Source organism: Terrabacter sp. Soil810 (genome assembly GCF_001429645.1).
Classification (GTDB): Bacteria; Actinomycetota; Actinomycetes; order Actinomycetales; family Dermatophilaceae; genus Terrabacter.
Map to the genome: position 1 here is coordinate 1,292,635 of NZ_LMSW01000011.1, position 19,234 is coordinate 1,311,868.

General features: G+C 72.2%; 16 protein-coding genes. 9 read left to right on the forward strand and 7 right to left on the reverse strand.

The genetic code is table 11. The features are described from left to right. Window positions 1-1,992, reverse strand: a complete 1,992-nt coding sequence (gene pknB / locus ASG96_RS11900) for a Stk1 family PASTA domain-containing Ser/Thr kinase (protein WP_235509146.1) — start codon at window positions 1,990-1,992, stop codon at window positions 1-3. Window positions 1,993-2,186: 194 nt separating this feature from the next. Beyond that, entirely contained in the window at window positions 2,187-3,335 is a 1,149-nt protein-coding gene (locus ASG96_RS11905) for a lytic transglycosylase domain-containing protein (protein ID WP_057588033.1), read from the reverse strand. A 272-nt stretch (window positions 3,336-3,607) separates the two neighbouring features. Here ASG96_RS11905 and ASG96_RS11910 point away from each other — a divergent pair, with 272 nt between their 5' ends. After that, the gene (locus ASG96_RS11910) at window positions 3,608-4,006 is read left to right on the forward strand and encodes an Rv2175c family DNA-binding protein (protein WP_082591745.1); all 399 of its coding nucleotides are present in this window, start codon (window positions 3,608-3,610) and stop codon (window positions 4,004-4,006) included. Window positions 4,007-4,070: 64 nt separating this feature from the next. On the opposite strand, the gene ASG96_RS11915 is transcribed toward ASG96_RS11910, so the two are convergent. Then, window positions 4,071-5,177 carry a polyprenyl synthetase family protein gene (locus tag ASG96_RS11915; RefSeq protein ID WP_057588034.1) on the reverse strand — a complete coding sequence of 369 codons (1,107 nt, stop codon included), beginning with the start codon at window positions 5,175-5,177 and terminating at the stop codon, window positions 4,071-4,073. A 94-nt stretch (window positions 5,178-5,271) separates the two neighbouring features. On the opposite strand from ASG96_RS11915, the gene ASG96_RS11920 reads away from it, so the two are divergent. Continuing rightward, window positions 5,272-6,180, forward strand: coding sequence for a methylenetetrahydrofolate reductase (locus tag ASG96_RS11920; RefSeq protein WP_056758045.1), 909 nt, complete (start codon window positions 5,272-5,274; stop codon window positions 6,178-6,180). Between the two features lie 52 nt (window positions 6,181-6,232). On the opposite strand, the gene ASG96_RS11925 is transcribed toward ASG96_RS11920, so the two are convergent. Beyond that, window positions 6,233-6,748: a hypothetical protein gene (locus tag ASG96_RS11925; RefSeq protein WP_200962677.1), complete on the reverse strand. Its 516-nt coding sequence runs from the start codon at window positions 6,746-6,748 to the stop codon at window positions 6,233-6,235. Between the two features lie 160 nt (window positions 6,749-6,908). Continuing rightward, window positions 6,909-7,634: a DUF4126 domain-containing protein gene (locus tag ASG96_RS11930; RefSeq protein WP_057588035.1), complete on the reverse strand. Its 726-nt coding sequence runs from the start codon at window positions 7,632-7,634 to the stop codon at window positions 6,909-6,911. Window positions 7,635-8,213: 579 nt separating this feature from the next. Between ASG96_RS11930 and ASG96_RS11935 the strand changes: the two genes are divergently transcribed. The 6 genes from ASG96_RS11935 to ASG96_RS11960 all read left to right on the forward strand — a co-directional run bounded on the left by ASG96_RS11935 (window position 8,214) and on the right by ASG96_RS11960 (window position 15,757). Further along, window positions 8,214-8,666: a DUF6504 family protein gene (locus tag ASG96_RS11935; protein WP_255359589.1), complete on the forward strand. Its 453-nt coding sequence runs from the start codon at window positions 8,214-8,216 to the stop codon at window positions 8,664-8,666. Between the two features lie 31 nt (window positions 8,667-8,697). Further along, window positions 8,698-9,150 (forward strand): SAV_6107 family HEPN domain-containing protein, encoded by a 453-nt coding sequence (locus ASG96_RS11940; protein WP_056758039.1) that lies wholly within the window; start codon window positions 8,698-8,700, stop codon window positions 9,148-9,150. A gap of 8 nt (window positions 9,151-9,158) precedes the next feature. Next, window positions 9,159-13,154, forward strand: coding sequence for a DNA polymerase III subunit alpha (locus tag ASG96_RS11945; RefSeq protein WP_200962678.1), 3,996 nt, complete (start codon window positions 9,159-9,161; stop codon window positions 13,152-13,154). Between the two features lie 63 nt (window positions 13,155-13,217). After that, window positions 13,218-13,982 carry a bifunctional 2-polyprenyl-6-hydroxyphenol methylase/3-demethylubiquinol 3-O-methyltransferase UbiG gene (locus ASG96_RS11950; protein ID WP_056758037.1) on the forward strand — a complete coding sequence of 255 codons (765 nt, stop codon included), beginning with the start codon at window positions 13,218-13,220 and terminating at the stop codon, window positions 13,980-13,982. 42 nt (window positions 13,983-14,024) lie between these two features. Further along, the gene (gene dinB / locus ASG96_RS11955) at window positions 14,025-15,284 is read left to right on the forward strand and encodes a DNA polymerase IV (RefSeq protein ID WP_056758035.1); all 1,260 of its coding nucleotides are present in this window, start codon (window positions 14,025-14,027) and stop codon (window positions 15,282-15,284) included. Window positions 15,285-15,358: 74 nt separating this feature from the next. Further along, window positions 15,359-15,757, forward strand: coding sequence for a DUF3040 domain-containing protein (locus tag ASG96_RS11960; RefSeq protein ID WP_082588752.1), 399 nt, complete (start codon window positions 15,359-15,361; stop codon window positions 15,755-15,757). 120 nt (window positions 15,758-15,877) lie between these two features. Here the strand turns inward: ASG96_RS11960 and ASG96_RS11965 are convergent, their stop codons facing one another. Next, the gene (locus ASG96_RS11965; protein WP_057588036.1) at window positions 15,878-16,366 is read right to left on the reverse strand and encodes a DUF456 domain-containing protein; all 489 of its coding nucleotides are present in this window, start codon (window positions 16,364-16,366) and stop codon (window positions 15,878-15,880) included. A gap of 70 nt (window positions 16,367-16,436) precedes the next feature. Continuing rightward, window positions 16,437-16,661: a hypothetical protein gene (locus tag ASG96_RS11970; protein ID WP_026863175.1), complete on the reverse strand. Its 225-nt coding sequence runs from the start codon at window positions 16,659-16,661 to the stop codon at window positions 16,437-16,439. A 407-nt stretch (window positions 16,662-17,068) separates the two neighbouring features. Here ASG96_RS11970 and ASG96_RS11975 point away from each other — a divergent pair, with 407 nt between their 5' ends. Continuing rightward, entirely contained in the window at window positions 17,069-19,201 is a 2,133-nt protein-coding gene (locus tag ASG96_RS11975; protein ID WP_057588037.1) for a type IIA DNA topoisomerase subunit B, read from the forward strand. Window positions 19,202-19,234: the final 33 nt, after the last annotated feature.

Genomic DNA, 19,234 nt, shown 5'->3' on the forward strand with positions numbered 1-19,234 from the left:
TCAGACGATCGTCAGGCTGATCGTGCTGCCCTTGGGCACGGACGTGCCGGCGGCGAGGCTCTGGGCCCGGACCTTCTTCTCGAAGAGCTCACCGAAGGGGTACTGCTTGTCGACCTTGAAGCCGAGGTCGGTGAGCGTCTTCTCGGCGGCGGTGTCCGGCTGGTCGACGACGTTGGGGACCTGGACCATGACCGGACCCTTGGACACGACCACCGTGACGGCGTCGCCCCGGTGCAGGGTCCCCTTGTCGGGCGACTGGGAGACGACCTGCCCTGCGGGGACGGCGTCGCTGTTGACGTCCTCGCCACGACGCACCGTGAGCCCGGCCTTCGTGATGGCGGCGGACGCGGCGTCGAACGGCGCGCCGGTGACCGTGGGCACCTCGATCGGCTGGCGGCCCCTGGAGACGACGACGGACACGGCGGTGTTGCGCCTGACCGACTCGCCGGGCGCGGGGTCCTGGGAGATGACGACGCCCTCGGGCACGGTCTCGCTCCAGTCCTGCGCCCGGTCGCCGAGCCGGAGGGTCAGGGGTGACAGGGCCGCCCCGGCGCCGTTCAGCCTGGTCCCGACGAGCTTCGGGACGGCATACCTCTCCCTGCCCTTGGAGACGACGACGCGGACCGTGGACTCCTTGCCGAGCTCGCTGCCCGCACCGGGCTCGACGCGCAGGACGACTCCCTTGGCCTTGCCCTCGGAGAACTCCTCGACGGTCTCGACCGACAGGGAGGCCTGCTCCATCGCTCCCACGGCCTGCGAGATCGGCTGGCCGACGACGGCCGGCACGACGGTCGAGCCACCGGGCCCCATCGTGAACCACCACCCACCGAACGCGCCGCCGACCAGGACCAGGACGGCCGCCAGCCAGAGGGGCCAACGTCCCCGACGCCCGGCCCGTCGGTCGATCGGCATGGCCGCGGTGTGCTCGAGCGCGGGAGCGTCGTCGTGGACGGGCAGCCCGGCGAGCGCTGCACGCCCGACCTCGTTGGGTCGCGTGCGGTGACGCTCCGGGGCAGTCGGCAGGTCGGCCCGCCGTGGTCGAGCGGCGGGGGAGGCCTGCGTCGTCGACGAGTCCGCCGGCAGCACCGACGTCGTGGCGGGGTCGGGCACGACCGCGGTCCCGCGCCGGTCGAGCTCGTCCGCCGAGAGGCCACGCCGCACCGCGCGCAGCGCGGCCACGAACGCCGCGGCCGAGTCGAAACGGTCCTCCGGCTCCAGCGCCGTCGCGTGGGCGACGAGGTCGTCGAGCTCGGCCGGAACCCCCGGCACGACGGAGCTCGGGGTGACGATCGAGCCGTGGACGTGGTTGTACGCGATCTGGATCGGGGTGCCGCCCGTGACGGCCTTGCGCCCCGTGAGCATCTCGAAGAGGAGCAGGCCCGCGGCGTACACGTCGCTGCGCGTGTCGGCGACGCCGCGCTCGACCTGCTCCGGGGAGAGGTAGGAGACGGTGCCCAGCAGGACACCCGTCTGGCTCGTCGCGGCCTGGTTGGTGATGGCGCGAGCGAGGCCGAAGTCGGCGACCTTGACCTCGCCGTCGCGGCGCACGATGACGTTCTCGGGCTTGACGTCGCGGTGGATCATGCCGGCCACGTGGGCGGCCCGCAGCGCGAGGAGGATCGGCTCGAGGATGGCGAGGGCCTCACGGGCGGTGAGCGGCGCCTCCTCGTGGATGACGTCGCGCAGGGTCTTGCCCTCGACGAGCTCCATCGCGAGGAAGACCTCGCCGTCGTCCTCGCCCTGGTCGAAGACGGCGACGACGTTCGGGTGGCTGAGCCGCGCGGCGGACCGGGCCTCGGCGCGGAACCGCTCGACGAAGACGTCGTCGGTCGCGAGCCCGGGGCGCATGATCTTGAGGGCCACCTCCCGGTCGAGGCGTCCGTCCAGCGCCACGTAGACAGAGGCCATGCCTCCGTCTGCGAGGTGGGAGAGGATGCGGTACCGGCCGTCGATCACCCGACCGACGAGGGCGTCCGCCACGCTGGACGTCACGGAGCGAAGTTTACGGGCTGGCCCGGCGCATCCCGCGCAGGCCAGCCGCGGCGGGGTCTCGCGGTGCGGGCGCGTCGCCCGCCCGGTGCGCGCGCCGCGTCATGGGCACCGCGAGACCCTCCGCCTGCGCTCCGCGCCTGAGGGCCCCTCCGGCGACCTCCTCGACGGACGGCCCCGGACGCGGAGCGGCCCTGTCAGAGGCGGTCGTAGACGGCCATGACGTTGGCCACGTACTTCTTCGTGTCCTCGTACAGGCCCTTGGTGCGGACCGAGTAGAGGCCCTGGTAGTAGCCGGCGATGGCCTGCTCGCGCGAGTCGGCGCTGGCCTGGAGGGCGCGGATGATGAGGACACCACCGGTGATGTTGTCCTGCGCGTCGAAGCGGTCGAGGGTCCGGCCCGCGAGCTGCGAGGCCCAGGTCTGGGAGACCGGCATGAGCTGCATGACGCCGACGGCGTTCGTGTAGGAGACGGCGCGCTGGTACCACCCGGACTCGAGCCAGCCGATGGCGAGTGCGAGCTTCGGGTCGACGCCGTGTCGGGTCGCGGTCGCGCGGATCATCGCTGCGGTGTCGGTGCGGCTGGGCACGTCCATGGCCGCGAGCTTCGCCTTGCTCGCGGCGACGGCCTGCGCGGTCTTGCTGGGGTACTGGTAGCCCGGCGCGGGGGCCGGGGCGGGGGCCGGCGTCGCCGGCGCAGGCGCCGAGACGGTGCCGGGGATGACGATCTTCTGGCCCACGTAGATGCGGCTCGCATCAGCCAGCTTGTTCGCCGCGAGCAGCTTGGTCAGCGAGACGCCGTGGCGCTGGGCGATGACGCTCATGCTGTCGCCGGCCTTGACGACGTAGATCGAGCCCACACCGCCCGGCGTCGCCGGTGTGGAGTGCGCCGGCGTGGGGGGCGCCGGCGTGGCCGGCACGCTGATCCGCTGCCCGACGAAGATGAGTCCGGCGTTGGCGAGCCGGTTCGCGGCGAGGAGCTTGGTCAGCGACACCCCGTAACGCGTGGCGATCCCGCTCATGGTCTCGCCCGAGCGCACCACGTGGATGACGGTGGCGGTCGTGCTCGCCGGGCGGGCCTGTGCCGGCGTCGACGTGGCGGATCTGGTCGGGGTCGACGACGGACGGCCGGGGACGAGCAGCTTCTGCCCCGGGTGGATCACCGATCCGCCCGCGGTGAGCCGGTTCTTCTCGACGATCGCCCGGATGGTCGTGTGGTGCGCGAGGGCGAGGTGCCAGAGCGTGTCGCCCGGGCGGACCGTGACGGTCGTCCACGGGGTGGCGGCCACGGGGGCCACGGCAGCGTGTGCGGGCAGGGCGAGCGCGGCGACGTCGGCGAAGGGCATGGGGGTGGAGTCCTTTCCTGGAGCCCAGCTGAGTTCGAGAGCGTGGAGGGGCGTTCGGAAGGGGTTCGGTGGCGTGCGTGGTGGTGCTGGTGGTTGCTCTGGTGCTGCGGAGGTGCTGTGTGACGCTTGTGAGCCGAGTGGCGCCTGTGACGATAGCGCACAATTGAGCACTAAAGCATAAATACAACGCTGTAATTCGCCCCGGGCCGCTCGCGTCAGCCTCGCCGGGAGGTGTGCGCGGGCCGGTCGGGACGGTGGCAGACTCTCGTCCTGTGAGCGAGACCCCCGAACTGCAGCCCGACGTGCCCACCACCCGCGACCTGGAGTCGCTCGTCGGGGAGTGGCTGACCGTTCCCGACGCCGCCGAGCGGCTCGGCCTGCAGCTGTCGCAGGTGCGTCAGCTGATCGCCGACCGCGACGTCCTCGCGGCCCGGATCGGCGAGCGGCGCGTCGTCGCGATCCCGGCGAAGTTCTTCGACGAGACCGGACCCCGGCCCGAGCTGCGCGGCACCTTCACCGTCCTCGCCGACGGCGGCATGGACGACGACGAGATCATCGAGTGGCTGCACACGCCGGACGCGACGCTGCCCGTCGAGGGTGCGCCCATTGACGCCATGCTGGCCGGGCACAAGACCGAGATCCGGCGCCGCGCGCAGGAGCTCGCCTTCTGACGCGCGGTCGGTCAGGTCCCGACGGGACCGCCCGGACGCAGACGTATGCCGGGTGGCCCGTTCGTCAGGACCGGCGGGCTGTCGAGACCGCGACGAGCGCCTCGAGCACCTCGAGCGCCGACGGGTCGTAGGCGCCTGTCGCGCGAGCCCGGTCGACCGCGGCGCAGGCCTCGCCGGCCAACGCGGTGATGAGGCTCTCGACCCGGTCGACAGCACCGGTGTCGACGAGGATCCGGCGGATCGCCTCGACACCAGCGAGCTCGAGGTCGTCGCGTCCGAGGAGGCTCTCGACCGTCTGACGGTCGGTCTCGGACGCCGTGTCGAGGGCGTGAGCCACGAGCACGGTGCGCTTGCCCTCGCGCAGGTCGTCGCCCGCGGGTTTGCCGGTGGCCTCGGGGTCGCCGAAGACGCCGAGCAGGTCGTCGCGCAGCTGGAACGCCTCCCCGAGGGCGAGGCCGTAGTCCGACAGCGGAGCGAGCGACCCGTCGGGCGCGCCACCGACGAGGGCGCCGATGAGGAGGGGGTGCTCGATGGTGTACTTCGCGCTCTTGAAGCGGATCACCTTGCGGGCCGAGGCGATCCGGGCGTCGAGGTCGAGCCCCTCCCAGCCACGGGCCGATTCGAGCAGGTCGAGGAACTGGCCGCCCATGAGCTGCGTGCGCATCGAGTCGAAGAGCTGTCGGCCGCGGGCGAGCTCGTGGGCCGGCAGGCCGCACGTCGCGTACAGCTCGTCGCACCACGTCAGGCACAGGTCACCGGCGAGGATCGCGGTGCCCTCGCCGAAACGGTCGGGGTCGCCCGCCCAGCCACGCGCCTGGTGCAGCGAGGCGACGGCGCGGTGCGCGGACGGCATACCCCGCCTCGTGTCGCTGCGGTCCATGACGTCGTCGTGGAGGAGGGCGGCGCCCTGGAAGAACTCCATGCTCGCCGCCAGGCGCACAAGCGCGTCGGAGTCGGGGCCACCGGCGGCGCGGTAGCCCCAGTAGAGGAAGCCGGCGCGCAGCCCCTTGCCGCCGGTCAGCAGGCCGGACACGGCCGACACGAGCGGGGCGGTCTCCTCGCCGATCGCGGCCAGCGACTGCGTGGCCCCGGCGATCTGCCCGTCGATCGCCTGCTGCACCCGACGGCGCAGGACGTCGAGGTCGGTGGGGGTCTGCACGGGGTCCTCCATCGAGTCGCGGGAATCGTGGTCAGCCTACGCGGCGCGAGGGTGCGGTCGTGAACAGCCCGGACGCGGCGGACGCGCGCGGCTTATGGTGTGCGGCATGGCACACGGCACGGCATCCTCGATGGCACGGGCGGAGCGGTTCACGCGGTCCATCCCGGCGATGATCGAGGCCGACACCCCGACGTTCAGCTTCGAGTTCTTCCCGCCGAAGGACGACGCCTCCGAGGCGCAGCTCTGGGACGCCATCCGGCGCCTCGAGAAGGTCTCACCGAGCTTCGTGTCGATCACCTACGGCGCTGGTGGGGGCACCCGCGACCGCACGGTGCGCCTCACCCAGCGCGTCCTCGAGGCGACCTCGCTGACGCCCATGGCGCACCTGACGTGCGTCGGCCACTCCGTCGCCGAGCTGCGCGGCATCGTCGGGTCGTATGCCGCCGCGGGGGTCCGCAACATCCTGGCCCTGCGCGGTGACCCCCAGGGCGGCCTCGGCCAGCCGTGGGTCGCCCACCCCGAGGGCCTCGACCACGCCGACGAGCTCGTCGCGCTGGTTCGCGGGCTCGGTGACTTCACCGTCGGTGTCGCGGCCTTCCCCGACGGACACCCGGAGTCGGGTGACATCGGCGAGGACGCCGAGACCCTCGTGCGCAAGGAGCGGGCCGGCGCTGAGTTCGCGATCACCCAGATGGTCTTCGACGTCGACCACTACCTCCGCCTGCGCGACGAGCTCGTGCGACGCGGGTCGCGGCTACCCGTCGTCCCGGCGATCATGCCGATCACCAACGCGCGCCAGGTCGTGCGCATGGCACAGCTCGCGGGTCAGCCGATGCCGACCGCCGTGACCGACCGCCTCGAGCGCCACGGCGACGACGCGGCCGGCGTGCGCGCCGAGGGCATGGCGATCGCGACCGAGTCGTCGCGCCGCCTGCTCGACGAGGGCGCGCCCGGCATCCACTTCATCACGATGAACCGCTCGTCGGCGACGCTCGAGGTCTTCGGCAACCTCTGACCCGAGGTCGGGCCGGGGCCGCCTGCGGATCAGTCGGCATCTGGTGGTGTCGTCAGGTCGTGGCGGACGGGGTGGCAGAGCTGCCCGGCGTCGAGGTGGACCCACCTTGCTGGCCCTGGGGGCCGTCGCCGTCGTGGTCACCGCCGCGGCCGCCGGGACCACCCGATCCGCCCGGTCCACCCTCTTGGAGGGCCGTCACGGCGAAGGAAGCGTCGACCTGCACCGTGATGTGGGTGCCGTCGGTGCGCACCATGTGGGCCTCGTAGACGCCGTCCGAGTCGGTCTCGACGCGCTCGATCGTCGCGGTCGGCTCCTTGGCCTTGGCGGCTGCCGTCACCTTGGCGGCGGTGTCACCCGTGAGGAGCTTCTCGTCGGAGCGCATCGGCTTGCTCGGGTCGGTGTTGCCGTTGCCGTTGCCCGTGCCCTCGCCGAGCTGTCCGTGGGTGCCGCTGGTCGAGGTGGCCGTGCTGCCCGTCTCGTCCGCGCTGGCGAGGGCGGCCCCGCCGAGCGCGAGCGCCGACGCGGCCACGATGCCGGCGCCTGCCAGCGCGATGGTCTTGTTCCTCATGCGTTCCACTCCTTCGATGGGCTGGCCTCGTGCCAGCTGTGTCCACCGTCGGCAACGGCACTGTGTCCCCGCCGTCGTCAGGGTGGGGAGGCCCTGTGAGGGGTCCGCAGACCTGTGGGGGCCACGTCCCGGGGACGTCCGGGCTCACCGGAACGGCCGGTCAGGTCTCCTGGTCGAAGGGTCGCTCGAGACGCTCGTCGTCCCGGGCCGGCGACGGCGGTGGTGGCGCCGCGGTCCCGCGGCGCTCCCGGCGCTCGGGGGGCTCGGGGGGCTCGGGGGGCTCGGGGGGCACGGCGATGCCCACGCGTTCGCCCCACGCGTCATAGCGACGCTTGTAGCGGCGGATGCGACCGGCCAGCTTGTAGACGAGGAAGGCGCCGAGCACGAGGAAGAGCAGGGCGATGGCCGCGGCCCACCACGGGTGGGCGATGGCGAGAGCCGTGACGCCGGTGACCGTGACGTCCTCGGTGGTGCTGACGAGGATGTTGCTCGCCGGCTCGGGCGAGGTGTTGACCGCGGCGCGCAGACCGGCCTTGATGCCGTGCGAGATGAGAGCCGTGACGCCGCCGGTGGCCGCGCCGATCGCGGCGTCGAGGCTCGCCGTCTCGTGGCCGATGAGGTAGCCGATCGTCGCCCCGACCGCCGGCCGGACGACCGTGTGCACCGAGTCCCAGGCGGAGTCGATGTAGGGGATCTTGTCGGCGAACATCTCGAGCACGAAGAGGATCCCGGCGCCGACGAGCACGTCGGTGCGTGCCAGGGCGTTCGGGATCTGGCTCAGGTGGAAGACCTTGTCCGCGAGCCCGAGGACGAGCACGACCGCGTACGCGTTGATTCCGCTGCCCCACCCGGTGGTGAAGGCCATGGGGATGAGCTCGGCGCCCACGACGCTCCTTCGGTCGCGCGCCGGTCGCGGATGCGCCGGTGCGGCTGTGGCCCGGCCGGTCGGCCGAGCCCAGGTCCAACGTCCCTGACGCTCCCGTATTCCCGGGGGCGGCGCAACGGGGCGCGCTGCCCCGGACACCGGGGCAGCGGAACGGGCCCGATCCGTGAGCGGACGGGACCCCTGCACCCCTCCGTTCGCGGACCGAACCCGCAGCCCCACTCTGCAGGCGACCATGACGGGACGACCTGAGCACGGCTACTCAGATCGGTCCGGAGTGGGACGGAACGGGCAGGCGCCGGCAGCCCCGGGGCGCCGGCCCGAGAGGACGTCCGAGTGGCTCGCGGACCGTCTTGACAGGCTGTCGGCGGCAGGGGTTAGGCTTCGAGTATCGAACAGGTGTTCGAACGTCGTTCTCCCGGTGAGTGCTCGGAGGTGAGGTTCGAGCCGGTGTCCGAGTCAGTCAGGTTGTCAGTCAGGTTGTCAGTTCAAGTCGTCGGTTGGTGTCGGACTGCTCGTGTGGGGCGCGGGTGGTCCGGGTCGTGATGTCGGCCTCGACGTGTCCGAGGGAGACGTGTCGTGGTGCGTAGGTTCAGTGACGCCGTGCAGGTGAGAGTGCGCGAGCGGGAACAGCAGGAACAGCAGGAGCGGTCCGTGGTGGGCCGGCCGGGTGACTCGGCCAACAGACCCGCCCGCTCGGCCGGGCCCTCGGGACCCTCAGAGCCTTCGGGGCCCTCCGAGGACGGCGGGTACCTCGAACCACCGCCCGAGGCGTTCATCTGGCGCGGTCGCCTCTACGTCGTGCGTGGCGTCCTCGCCCAGTGGCGCGAGCGGCGGGCCTGGTGGCACGACGCGCTCGAGGCCGACGAGGCGCAGGTGCATCCCGGCGAGACGCTCGTCGCCGCTGCGAGCGAGCAGCACGTCTGGCGCGTCGAGGCGAGCCCGGGCTGGTCGTTCGCGCCCGGGGTCTACGACCTCGCCCACGACGAGTCCCCGCGCGGCGACCGGTGGTCGCTCGTCCGGGTCGCCGACTGAGCCCATGAGACGAGAGAGGAGAGGAACCACCATGACTGCAGCCCACCACGTGCGCCGTCCGCCCATCTCGGTCGCCGTGCTCGACCTGCTCGAGCGAGGTCGCGCGACCCTCGAGGCCGCCTGCCGCACGAGCGACGCGTCCGAGCGCTACCGCGACGCCCACCTCGGGGCCCTGCGCGCCGCCGCGGCCCTCGTTGCCTCCCGCACCGTCCCGTCGCCGCGTTCGCGACCGCGCAGCGTGTGGCAGGTGCTGCCCGGGGTGGCCCCGGAGCTGGGGGAGTGGGCGGCCTTCTTCGCGGCCTGCTCGGCCCACCGGTCGGTCATCGACCGCGGCGGTCACATCAGTGCACGCGAGTCCGACGACCTGCTGCGCCAGGCCGAGATGTTCCTCGAGATCGTCCAGGACCTCCTCGGCGTCCCGGCGACGATCCCGCTGCCGCAGTCGATCACCCCCGTCTCGAGGAGCCGGGCGAGCGGGGCGTGACGACCGGTATGACCACGACCACCACCATCACCAGCGGCCTCACCGGCGGCATCGCCGGCGGCACCGAGAGCTTCGTGCACCTGCACGTCGCGTCCGGGTACTCCATGCGCTACGGCACGGCCAAGCCGCACCAGCTCGTCGAGCGCGCCGCAGCGTTCGGGCAGCCCGCTCTCGCCCTGACCGACCGCGACGGGCTCTACGGCGCCGTGAAGTTCGTCCGTTCCTGCATGGAGCACGACGTCGCGCCGATCCTCGGTGTCGACCTCGCCCTCGGACCCGAGCAGCCCGAGCGCCGGCGCGGACGCCCCGCGCGCACCCCGGTGCGCGGTGGCGCCCTCGTCGACCCGCGGCTCCCGCGTGTCACCGTGCTGGCCCGGGGCAGCAGCACCGGTCTCGCCCCGGGCGCGGGGTGGGCGGCGCTCTGCCGTCTCGTCACCGCGACCCACCTGCGCGGCGAGCGCGGCAACCCCGTCACGACCGCAAGCCTCGTCGCCGAGCACGCGCGCCTGCTGCCCACCCCGCCCGTCGCCGAGGACGACCGACCCGACGGACGAGGCGGACGGCATACGCCGTCGGTGACGGACGGTGGGCCCTCCCGGCTCGTCGTGCTCCTCGGACCCGACTCCGACGTCGGCCGAGCCGTGCTCGCCAAGCGACGCGACCACGCCAGGGCGGCGCTCGAGCGCTGGGTCGCGCTGCTACCGCGCGGCGCCGTCGTCGTCGAGGTCGTGTGCCACGGCGGACCCGAGCACCAGCCCGGCAGCCTCGGACAGGCCGGACGCATGCTCGCGCTCGCCCGCGAGGTCGGCGTGCCGAGCGTCATCACGGCCGCGGTACGCCACACCGACCCGCAGGACGCCGCCATCGTCGACGTCCTCGACGCCGCCCGCCGGCTCGTCGCGCTCGACGCGCGCCACCTCGACCGCGTCACGACGGCAGGGCACCTCTCGCCGACACCCCTCATGCACGCGCTCGCCCTCGACGTCGTCCAGGTCTCGGGGCCGGGGCTCGTCGGCGGCGGGTCGCTCGCCCGCGAGCAGGCACGCGAGCTGCTCGCCCGCACGACGGCGCTCGCCGCCGAGTGCGTCCAGGACCCACGGGCCGACCTCGGCATCGGCTCGGTCCACCTGCCCGAGCCCGGCGTCCTCGGCATCCGGCCCGGCACCAACCCGCACCGCGTCCTCGCGCGCCGGTGCCGCGAGTCGATCGCGACCCGCTATCCAGGTCGCACCGAGGACGAGCTCGGCGCCGTCAGCGACCGGCTCGAGGACGAGCTCGGCGTCATCGAGACCCTCGGCTACGCGACGTACTTCCTCACCGTCGCGCAGGTCTGCGACCTCATCCGCGAGATGGGGGTGCGGGTCGCGGCCCGCGGGTCGGGGGCCGGGTCGCTCGTCAACTACCTCCTCGGCATCTCCGGCGTCGACCCGATGCGACACGGGCTGCTCATGGAGCGCTTCTGCTCACCGCTGCGGGCCGAGCTGCCCGACATCGACATCGACGTCGAGTCGGCCCGGCGCACCGAGATCTACGAGCGCATCCTCGACCACTTCGGCGGCGACCGCGTCACGTGCGTCTCGATGATGGACACCTACCGGGTGCGCCACGCGATCCGCGACGCCGGGGCCGCGCTCGGACTGCCGCCGCCCGAGATCGACGCCATGGCCAAGGCCTTCCCGCACATCGCCGCCCGCAACGTGCGCAACGCCCTGGCCGAGCTGCCTGAGCTCCGGGCGAGCGGCCTCGACGTGCCACGCCTGCAGCTGATGTTCGACATCGTGGAGCGCCTCGACGGCCTGCCCCGGCACATCGCGCTGCACCCGTGCGGAGTCGTGCTGTCCGACTCCGTCCTGCTCGACCGCACGCCCGTCGAGGCGAGCTGGCTCGGCTTCCCGATGAGCCAGTTCGACAAGGACGACGTCGAGGAGATGGGGCTGCTCAAGCTCGACGTCCTCGGCATCCGGATGCAGTCGGCGATGGCCCACGCCGTCGTCGAGGTCGAGCGTGTCGACGGCGACCACATCGACCTCGACGACGAGTCGCAGGTGCCCTTCGACGACGAGCCGACCTTCGAGCTCGTCCGCTCGACGAAGACCCTCGGCTGCTTCCAGATCGAGAGTCCCGGGCAGCGCGAGCTCATCGGCAAGTTCGGGCCGCGCACCTTCGACGACCTCATCATCGACATCTCGCTCTTCCGCCCGGGTCCGGTCAAGAGCGACATGATCATCCCGTTCCTCAACGCGAGGCAGGGCTGGAAGGACCCGTCCTACCTCCACCCGTCGCTCGTCCCGGCGCTCGAGGAGACCGAGGGCGTCGTCGTCTTCCACGAGCAGGTGCTCATGATCGTCGCCGAGACGACCGGCGTGACCCTCGCCCAGGCCGACGAGGTGCGTCGCGCGCTCGGCACACCCGACGGGCAGAAGCGCATCGAGGCGTGGTGGCGACCCGCCGCCCGCGACCGCGGCTACGCGCCCGAGGTCGCCGACAAGATCTGGGAGGTCCTCAAGGCGTTCGCGTCGTTCGGCTTCTGCAAGGCGCACGCCGCGGCGTTCGCGCTGCCGACCTACCAGTCGGCCTGGCTCAAGACGCACCACCCGGCGGCCTTCCTCGCCGGGGTGCTGACCCACGACCCCGGCATGTACCCCAAGCGCCTCATCCTCGACGACGCCCGCACCTTCGGCATCGCGATCCTCGGTCTCGACGTCAACGTCTCGACCGGCGCCTACCGTTTCGAACGCACCGACGACGGCGGGGAGGCCATCCGCCTCTCGCTCGCCGACGTCCACGGCATCAGCGAGGCCGAGGTGGCGCAGATCGTCGCGGGCCAGCCCTACTCCAGCCTCTCCGACTTCTGGCAGCGTGCCCACGTGTCACGACCCGTCGCCGAGAAGCTCGTGCTCGCCGGGGGGTTCGACTCGCTGCACGACATCGACCTCGGTGGCCCGTCCCGTCTCGACGAGAGCGGGGCCGGGGTCGTGGGTCGTGCCCGCGGCGGCCTCGGCCGTCGCGGCCGGGTCACCCGGCGCGACCTGCTGCTCCACGTCGCCGAGCTCGACCGATGGTCCTCCTCGCAGCGGTCGTCGCGCCGGTCCTCCCATCGGGTCTCGGCCGCGAGCCGGTCGTCGGGACCGGCCGGGTCACGCGGGCGGGTCACGTCCGTCTCGGCCACGGGAGACATCCGGGCCCTCGCCGCGGCCCAGTCGCAGGCCTCCGCCGGGGCTCCCGAGCAGATCGCGACCCAGCTGACGCTCGACCTCGGCGACACGCCACGCCTCACCGCGACGAGCGGCCTGCCCGAGATGACCGGTCCGGAGCGCGTCCGCGCCGAGCTCGAGGTGCTCGGCCTCGACGCGAGCGGCCACGTCGTCGACTTCTACCGCCCGCTGCTCGACGCGCTCGGCGTGACCCGGGCGCGCGACCTGCTCTCCGGACGCAGTGGCCGCGAGGTCCTCGTCGCCGGGGTCAAGGTCGCCACCCAGACCCCGCCGATCCGCACCGGACGCCGCGTCGTGTTCCTCACGCTCGACGACGCCACCGGCCCGGCCGACCTCACCTTCTTCGAGGACGTCCAGGGCCCGTATGCCGCCACCGTCTTCCACTCGTGGCTGCTGCTCTGCCGCGGTCTCGTGCGACGCACCGGCCCGCGCGGCGTCTCCATCCGGGCCACCGGTGCGTGGGAGCTCTCGGCCCTGCAGGACGCGTGGACCTCCGGAGGCGTCACCGCCGTCCGCGACGCGCTCGAGGCCGCCGACCGGTCGGCATGGGAGCGCGCCACCGCGCTCGCCGGACCGGACGGGACGGGCGGCGGGGTCGGTGAGGGACCGGACGGCCGGCGGGTGCTCGTCCACGCCTCGGGGTTCAAGCAGTCGCCCTATGCCGACATCAAGCCGGCGGGAGACGACGTCAGGGGACCGCGAGGCACGAGCGGGCTCGTGCCCGGCGAGACCGTGGGCGGCCCGCCACGCAAGCTGTGGCACGCGAGTCCGGGAAGCTCGGGGCACTAGGGTGATGACGCACACGAACCACACGCGGCACCACGCGTACCACGTTCCCAGACGGAGGATCCCGTGCCCGACGAGCAGCGCCCCCAGCGACGTGGAGGGGTCCGGCCGTCGGCCGTCGTCTCGGCCGTGGGCCGGATCGCCGACGAGTGCTCGCAGCGGCTCGGCCGTCCGCTCGAGGTGCTCGACCTCGGGGGCGGCACGGGCGGTGTCGCCGTCCCGCTCGCCGAGGCCGGTCACCGCGTCATCGTCGTCGACCCCAGCCCCGACGCGCTCGCGTCGCTGGCCCGCCGGGCCCGTGAGGCCGGCATCGTCGACCGCATCACCGCGGTCCAGGGCGACGGCGACTCCCTCGAATCCGTCCTCGCCGGTCGTCGCGTCGACCTCGCCTGCTGCCACGGCACACTCGAGTTCGTCGACGACCCCGCCGCCACGCTCCACGCCGTCGCGCAGGTGCTGGGGGAGGGCGGTGTCCTGTCGCTGCTCGTCTCCGGCCGGCTGTCCGTCGTCTTCGCCAAGGCCATCGCCGGCGAGTTCGGCCAGGCCCGGGCGGCGCTCGTCGACCCGTCCGGCCGCTGGGGGAGCACCGACCCGCTGCCGCGCCGCTTCGACGTCGAGCAGCTCGAGACACTCCTCGCCGACGCCGGCTTCACCGACGTCCGGGTGCGCGGCACCAACATCCTCGGCCACCTCGTCCCGGCCTCGCTCATCGACTCCGAGGCCGACCGCGTCGCCCTGGCCGAGCTCGACGAGCTGCTCGTCACCGGACCGGGGCGCGAGTTCCTCCGGACCCTCGGCAATGCCCTCCACGTCGTCGCGCGCCGCGACTGACCGCGCCCTCGTGAGCGCGTCGACCCGTCCGGCGGGCCGACGATGAGCCGCCGCCAGTTCACCGCGCCGACCAGGGCGGGCTCCGAGCCGCCCGACGACTCCGGGTGCACCGTCCTGCACGTCGACATGGACGCCTTCTACGCGTCCGCCTCGCTCATCTCGCGTCCCGAGCTGCGGGGCCGGCCCGTCATCATCGGTGGCGCGAGCGGGCGGTCCGTCGTGCTGTCGGCCACCTACGAGGCGCGCGCCTTCGGCGTCACCTCGGCCATGCCGATGGCTCGGGCCCAGCGGCTGTGCCCGCAGGCGGTCATCATCGAGCCCGACCACCGCCGCTACGCCGCCATCTCCGAAGCCGTCATGGCGACCTTCGCGATGATCACCGACAGCGTCGAGCCCCTCTCCCTCGACGAGGCCTTCCTCGACGTCTCCGGGGCCGTACGCCGACTGGGCCGCCCGACGCAGATCGCCGAGCAGCTGCGCGACACCATCGCCGACGAGCAGGGCATCACCTGCTCCGTGGGGGTGGCCCCGACGAAGTTCGTCGCCAAGCTCGCCTCCAACCTCGCCAAGCCCGACGGGCTCATCGTCGTGCCGCGCGAGGAGGTCGTCTCGTTCCTGCACCAGCTGCCCGTCGGCGCGATCTGGGGCGTCGGCGACAAGACCGAGGAGCACCTGCACCGCCTGGGCCTGCGCACCGTCGCCGATCTCGCGCACACGCCCGTCGAGACGCTCCAGCGTGCCCTCGGCGACGTCGCCGGCCGGAGCCTGCACGACCTCGCGTGGGGCCGTGACCCGCGGTCCGTCGTGCCCGAGCGGCGTGAGAAGTCGATCGGTGCCGACGAGACCTTCGCCCACGACATCGACGACCCCGTACGCATCCACCGTGAGCTGCTGCGCCTCGCCGACCGCACCGCGGCCCGCGCCCGCTCCGCCGGGATGACGGGGCGCACCGTCTCGATCAAGGTGCGCTTCGCCGACTTCACGACGATCACCCGCGCCAAGACCCTGCGCCACCACACGGACGTCTCCCGCGACATCTTCGCGACGGCCCGCGAGCTCTACGACCGCCTCGGACTCCAGCGCGCCCGCATCCGGCTCGTCGGGGTCCGCCTCGAAGGGCTCGTCCCGTCGGCCGTCGCGCCCATCCAGGCCACCCTCGACGAGCCCGAACACGGGTGGCGCGAGGCCGACCGCGCGGTCGACCGGGCGAGCGCCAGATTCGGTGCCGGATCGGTGCGTCCAGCATCACTGATGCCCGACCGGCCCTCGGGTTCCCAACGCGAGCGGCGAGACATATCCTGAAGGAAAGAAGTCCGCGTCGGCCGTTTCCGACATACGATTCGGGCACAGTCGATTTCGCACCAGGGAGGTGCCGGGTGGCACTCTCGGAACACGAGGAAGCACTCCTCCAGCAGATGGAGGAAGCCCTCTACGCCGAAGACCCTCGATTCGCATCGCGGATCGAGAAGACGAAGTCGCGCGGTCTCGGTCGCGGACGGCTCGTCGCCGGCGTCGTAGCCGCGGTCATCGGACTCGCCCTCGTGGTCTTCTCAGCGATGAGCAGCAGCATCTGGCTCGGTGCGGTCGGCTTCGCGATCATGGTCGCCGGCATCGTCTACGCCATCACTCCGTCGAAGACGAAGCTCGCCGCCGTCGCCAACGACGGCACCACCAAGCCGCGGGCCGGCAAGGCCAAGGCCGCGTCCGCCAAGCAGGCCACCTTCATGGAGCGCCTCGAGGAGCGGTGGGAGAAGCGCCGCCGCGACCAGTGGTGACGCGCCCCTGACGACACGGCGCACACCGGTGCAGCGCACACATCACACTGACGGATACCGTCGGGGTCCTGCGTCGTGTCAGGAGCGCGTGAGGGGCGTGCGTCGCCGGGCGACCTGCACTCAGGGCCGGGTGACGTAGACCCCGACACCCCAGGTCGCGATCATGGCGAACGCCGTCGCGAGCTCGATGCCCATGTTGAGGGCGACCGCGCGGATGGCCTGCGTCGTCGCGTGCCAGGCCGGTGCGTGCCCCCGGTGCTTGACCAGCTCGAGGACGTAGATCGTGAGGACGAAGCCGAGCGGGCCACCCACGACGGGCACGACGAAGAAGCCCACCACCGCGACGACCAGCGCCACGGCGACGATGACCCCGTCGACCCCTGCGGTCTTCATCCGGCGCCCCGGGACGGTGTACTGCGCGACGAGGCCCACGGCATACAACAGGGTCGAGATGCCGAGGACGAGCCAACCCGGCCCGTCCTGACGCTCCATCGCCCACACGAGCGTCGCACCCCACACCAGCAGCAGCCCCGGAAGCACCGGGACGACGATGCCGACGGTGCCCACGAGCATCGCGAGGAGAACGAGGACGTTCGTCGCGGTGATCACGGGGCAGCCGTCGGCGGCGTTCGGATCAGGATGGGGTCAGGAAGGGCCGGGTCGGAGATCGCCTCTGGGCTCAGCGTTCGTCCACGGGAGCGGATCCCGGGATCTCGGTGAGTCGTTCCGTCTCGTCGCGGATGTCGAGAGCCTTGTCCTTCAGCGCCGGGAGGTGCTCCCGACCGTGGTGCGCGCAGAAGAGCAGCTCTCCGCCGGAAACGAGGCGGGCGCGGATGTAGGCCTGGGCCCCACATCGGTCGCAGCGGTCAGCAGCAGTCAGTTCGGGTGCCAGTGCTGTCGTCATCGTATTTCGCCTCTTTCCTCCCTCGGGGGTCCCCCGGAGGGAAACCCTGCCATGTACCTACGACGCCCGATCGGTCCATCCGGTGGACCTCTCGCGCTTCGTGGACGTTCCAACAGTGAATCACGTCGAAACCTTCCCGATGACGAGGCTCGGTGATTGAGACGCCCGGCGGGTCGACATCGTTACGTGTCAGTGATTCGCCGCGCCCCGCAGATACGGATTGGCACACCTCGCGCCGGTGGGGCGCGCGGGGCTGTCGGGGCCCGTGTCCGGGTCGTCCGTGAGGTCGGTCACCCGAGGCCCAGCGAGCCTCCCGGGAGCCGTCGGCGGCGGTGGCTAGGCTTCCCCTGCCAGCCCTCCACAGCCCGACCGCTGGCCGCTCACCGACCGAAAGAGAACGACACACCGTGGCCTCCGCCTCACGACCCGCTCCCTCCGGCAACGGCGACTACACCGCCCGCCACCTCCAGGTCCTCGAGGGCCTCGAGGCCGTGCGCAAGCGCCCCGGCATGTACATCGGCTCGACCGACCAGCGCGGCCTCATGCACTGCCTCTGGGAGATCATCGACAACGCGGTCGACGAGGCCCTCGCCGGCGTGTGCACCGACATCGAGGTCATCCTCGGCGGAGACGGGTCCATCGAGGTCCGCGACAACGGCCGAGGCATCCCCGTCGACATCGAGCCGCGCACCGGTCTGTCCGGCGTGGAGGTCGTGTTCACCAAGCTGCACGCGGGCGGCAAGTTCGGTGGCGCCTCGTACGCCGCCACCGGTGGGCTCCACGGCGTCGGCGCCTCCGTCGTCAACGCGCTGTCCGCGCGGCTCGACGTGGCCGTCGACCGGGTCGGCAAGACGTACGGCATGAGCTTCCGACGGGGCGAGCCCGGCACGTTCGGCGACCGGACGTCCGTGCACTCGCCCGACTCGGAGTTCACGCCCTACGAGAAGAAGAGCGCGCTGCCCGTCGTCGGCAAGGCCAAGCGGGGCGTCACGGGCTCCCGCGTGCGCTTCTGGCCCGACCGCCAGATCTTCCTCAAGGACGCCGAGCTCGACTACGACGCCATCCTCGGCCGGGCCCGGCAGACCTCGTTCCTCGTGCCCGGGCTGCGCCTCGTCATCCGCGACGAGCGACGGCTCAAGGGCACGCCCGGCGAGGACGGCCCGGTCGAGGAGGTCTTCCAGCACGACGGCGGCATCACCGACTTCGTCGAGTTCCTCGCGCCCGACACCCCGATCACCGACGTCTGGCGCCTCGAGGGCTCCGGCACCTTCACCGAGACGGTCCCGGTCCTCGACGTCAACGGCCACATGACCCCGACCGAGCTCGAGCGCGAGTGCGCCGTCGAGGTCGCGCTGCGCTGGGGCCAGGGCTACGACACGAAGGTCCAGTCCTTCGTCAACATCATCACGACGCCCAAGGGCGGCACGCACGTCACCGGCTTCGAGCAGTCGATCGTCAAGGTCTTCCGCAAGCAGCTGGAGCTCAACGCGCGGCGCCTCAAGGTCGGCAACGACAAGCCCGAGAAGGACGACATCCTCGCCGGCATGACCGCCGTCGTGACGGTGCGCCTGGCCGAGCCGCAGTTCGAGGGCCAGACCAAGGAGGTGCTCGGCACCAACGCCGTGCGCGCCATCGTGGCCAAGGTCGTCGAGAAGGAGCTGACCGACCGCCTCACGTCGACCAAGCGCGGCGACAAGGCGCAGGCGTCGCTCCTCCTCGAGAAGGTGGTCTCCGAGATGAAGTCGCGCATCAGCGCCCGGCTGCACAAGGAGACCCAGCGTCGCAAGAACGCCCTCGAGAGCTCGACGCTCCCGTCCAAGCTGCGCGACTGCCGGACCACCGACGTCGAGCGCTCCGAGCTGTTCATCGTCGAGGGCGACTCGGCGATGGGCACCGCCAAGGAGGCGCGCAACTCCGAGTTCCAGGCGTTGCTTCCGATCCGCGGCAAGATCCTCAACGTCCAGAAGGCGTCGGTCTCCGACATGCTCAAGAACGCCGAGTGCGCCTCGATCATCCAGGTGATCGGTGCCGGCTCGGGCCGCAGCTTCGACCTCGGCGCCGCACGCTACGGCAAGGTCATCATCATGACCGACGCCGACGTCGACGGGGCCCACATCCGCACCCTGCTGCTGACGCTCTTCTTCCGCTACATGCGTCCGCTGGTCGACGCCGGTCGGGTCTACGCGGCCATGCCCCCGCTGCACCGGCTCGAGGTCATCAACGCCGGCGCGAAGAAGAACGAGCTGATCTACACCTTCAACGAGCCGGAGATGCGCCGCACCCTGGCCCGTCTCGAGAAGTCGGGCAAGAAGATCAAGCAGCCGATGCAGCGCTACAAGGGCCTCGGCGAGATGGACGCCGACCAGCTCGCCGACACGACGATGGACCCGCGCCAACGCACCCTGCGCAAGGTGACGATGCGAGACCTCGAGGCCGCCGAGCGCGTCTTCGAGCTGCTCATGGGCAACGAGGTCGCGCCGCGCAAGGACTTCATCATCGAGTCCGCGGCCGAGGTCGACCGCGAGCGCATCGACGCCTGACGGGCCGTTCGAGGCCCCCGGAGTGTCCGCGGG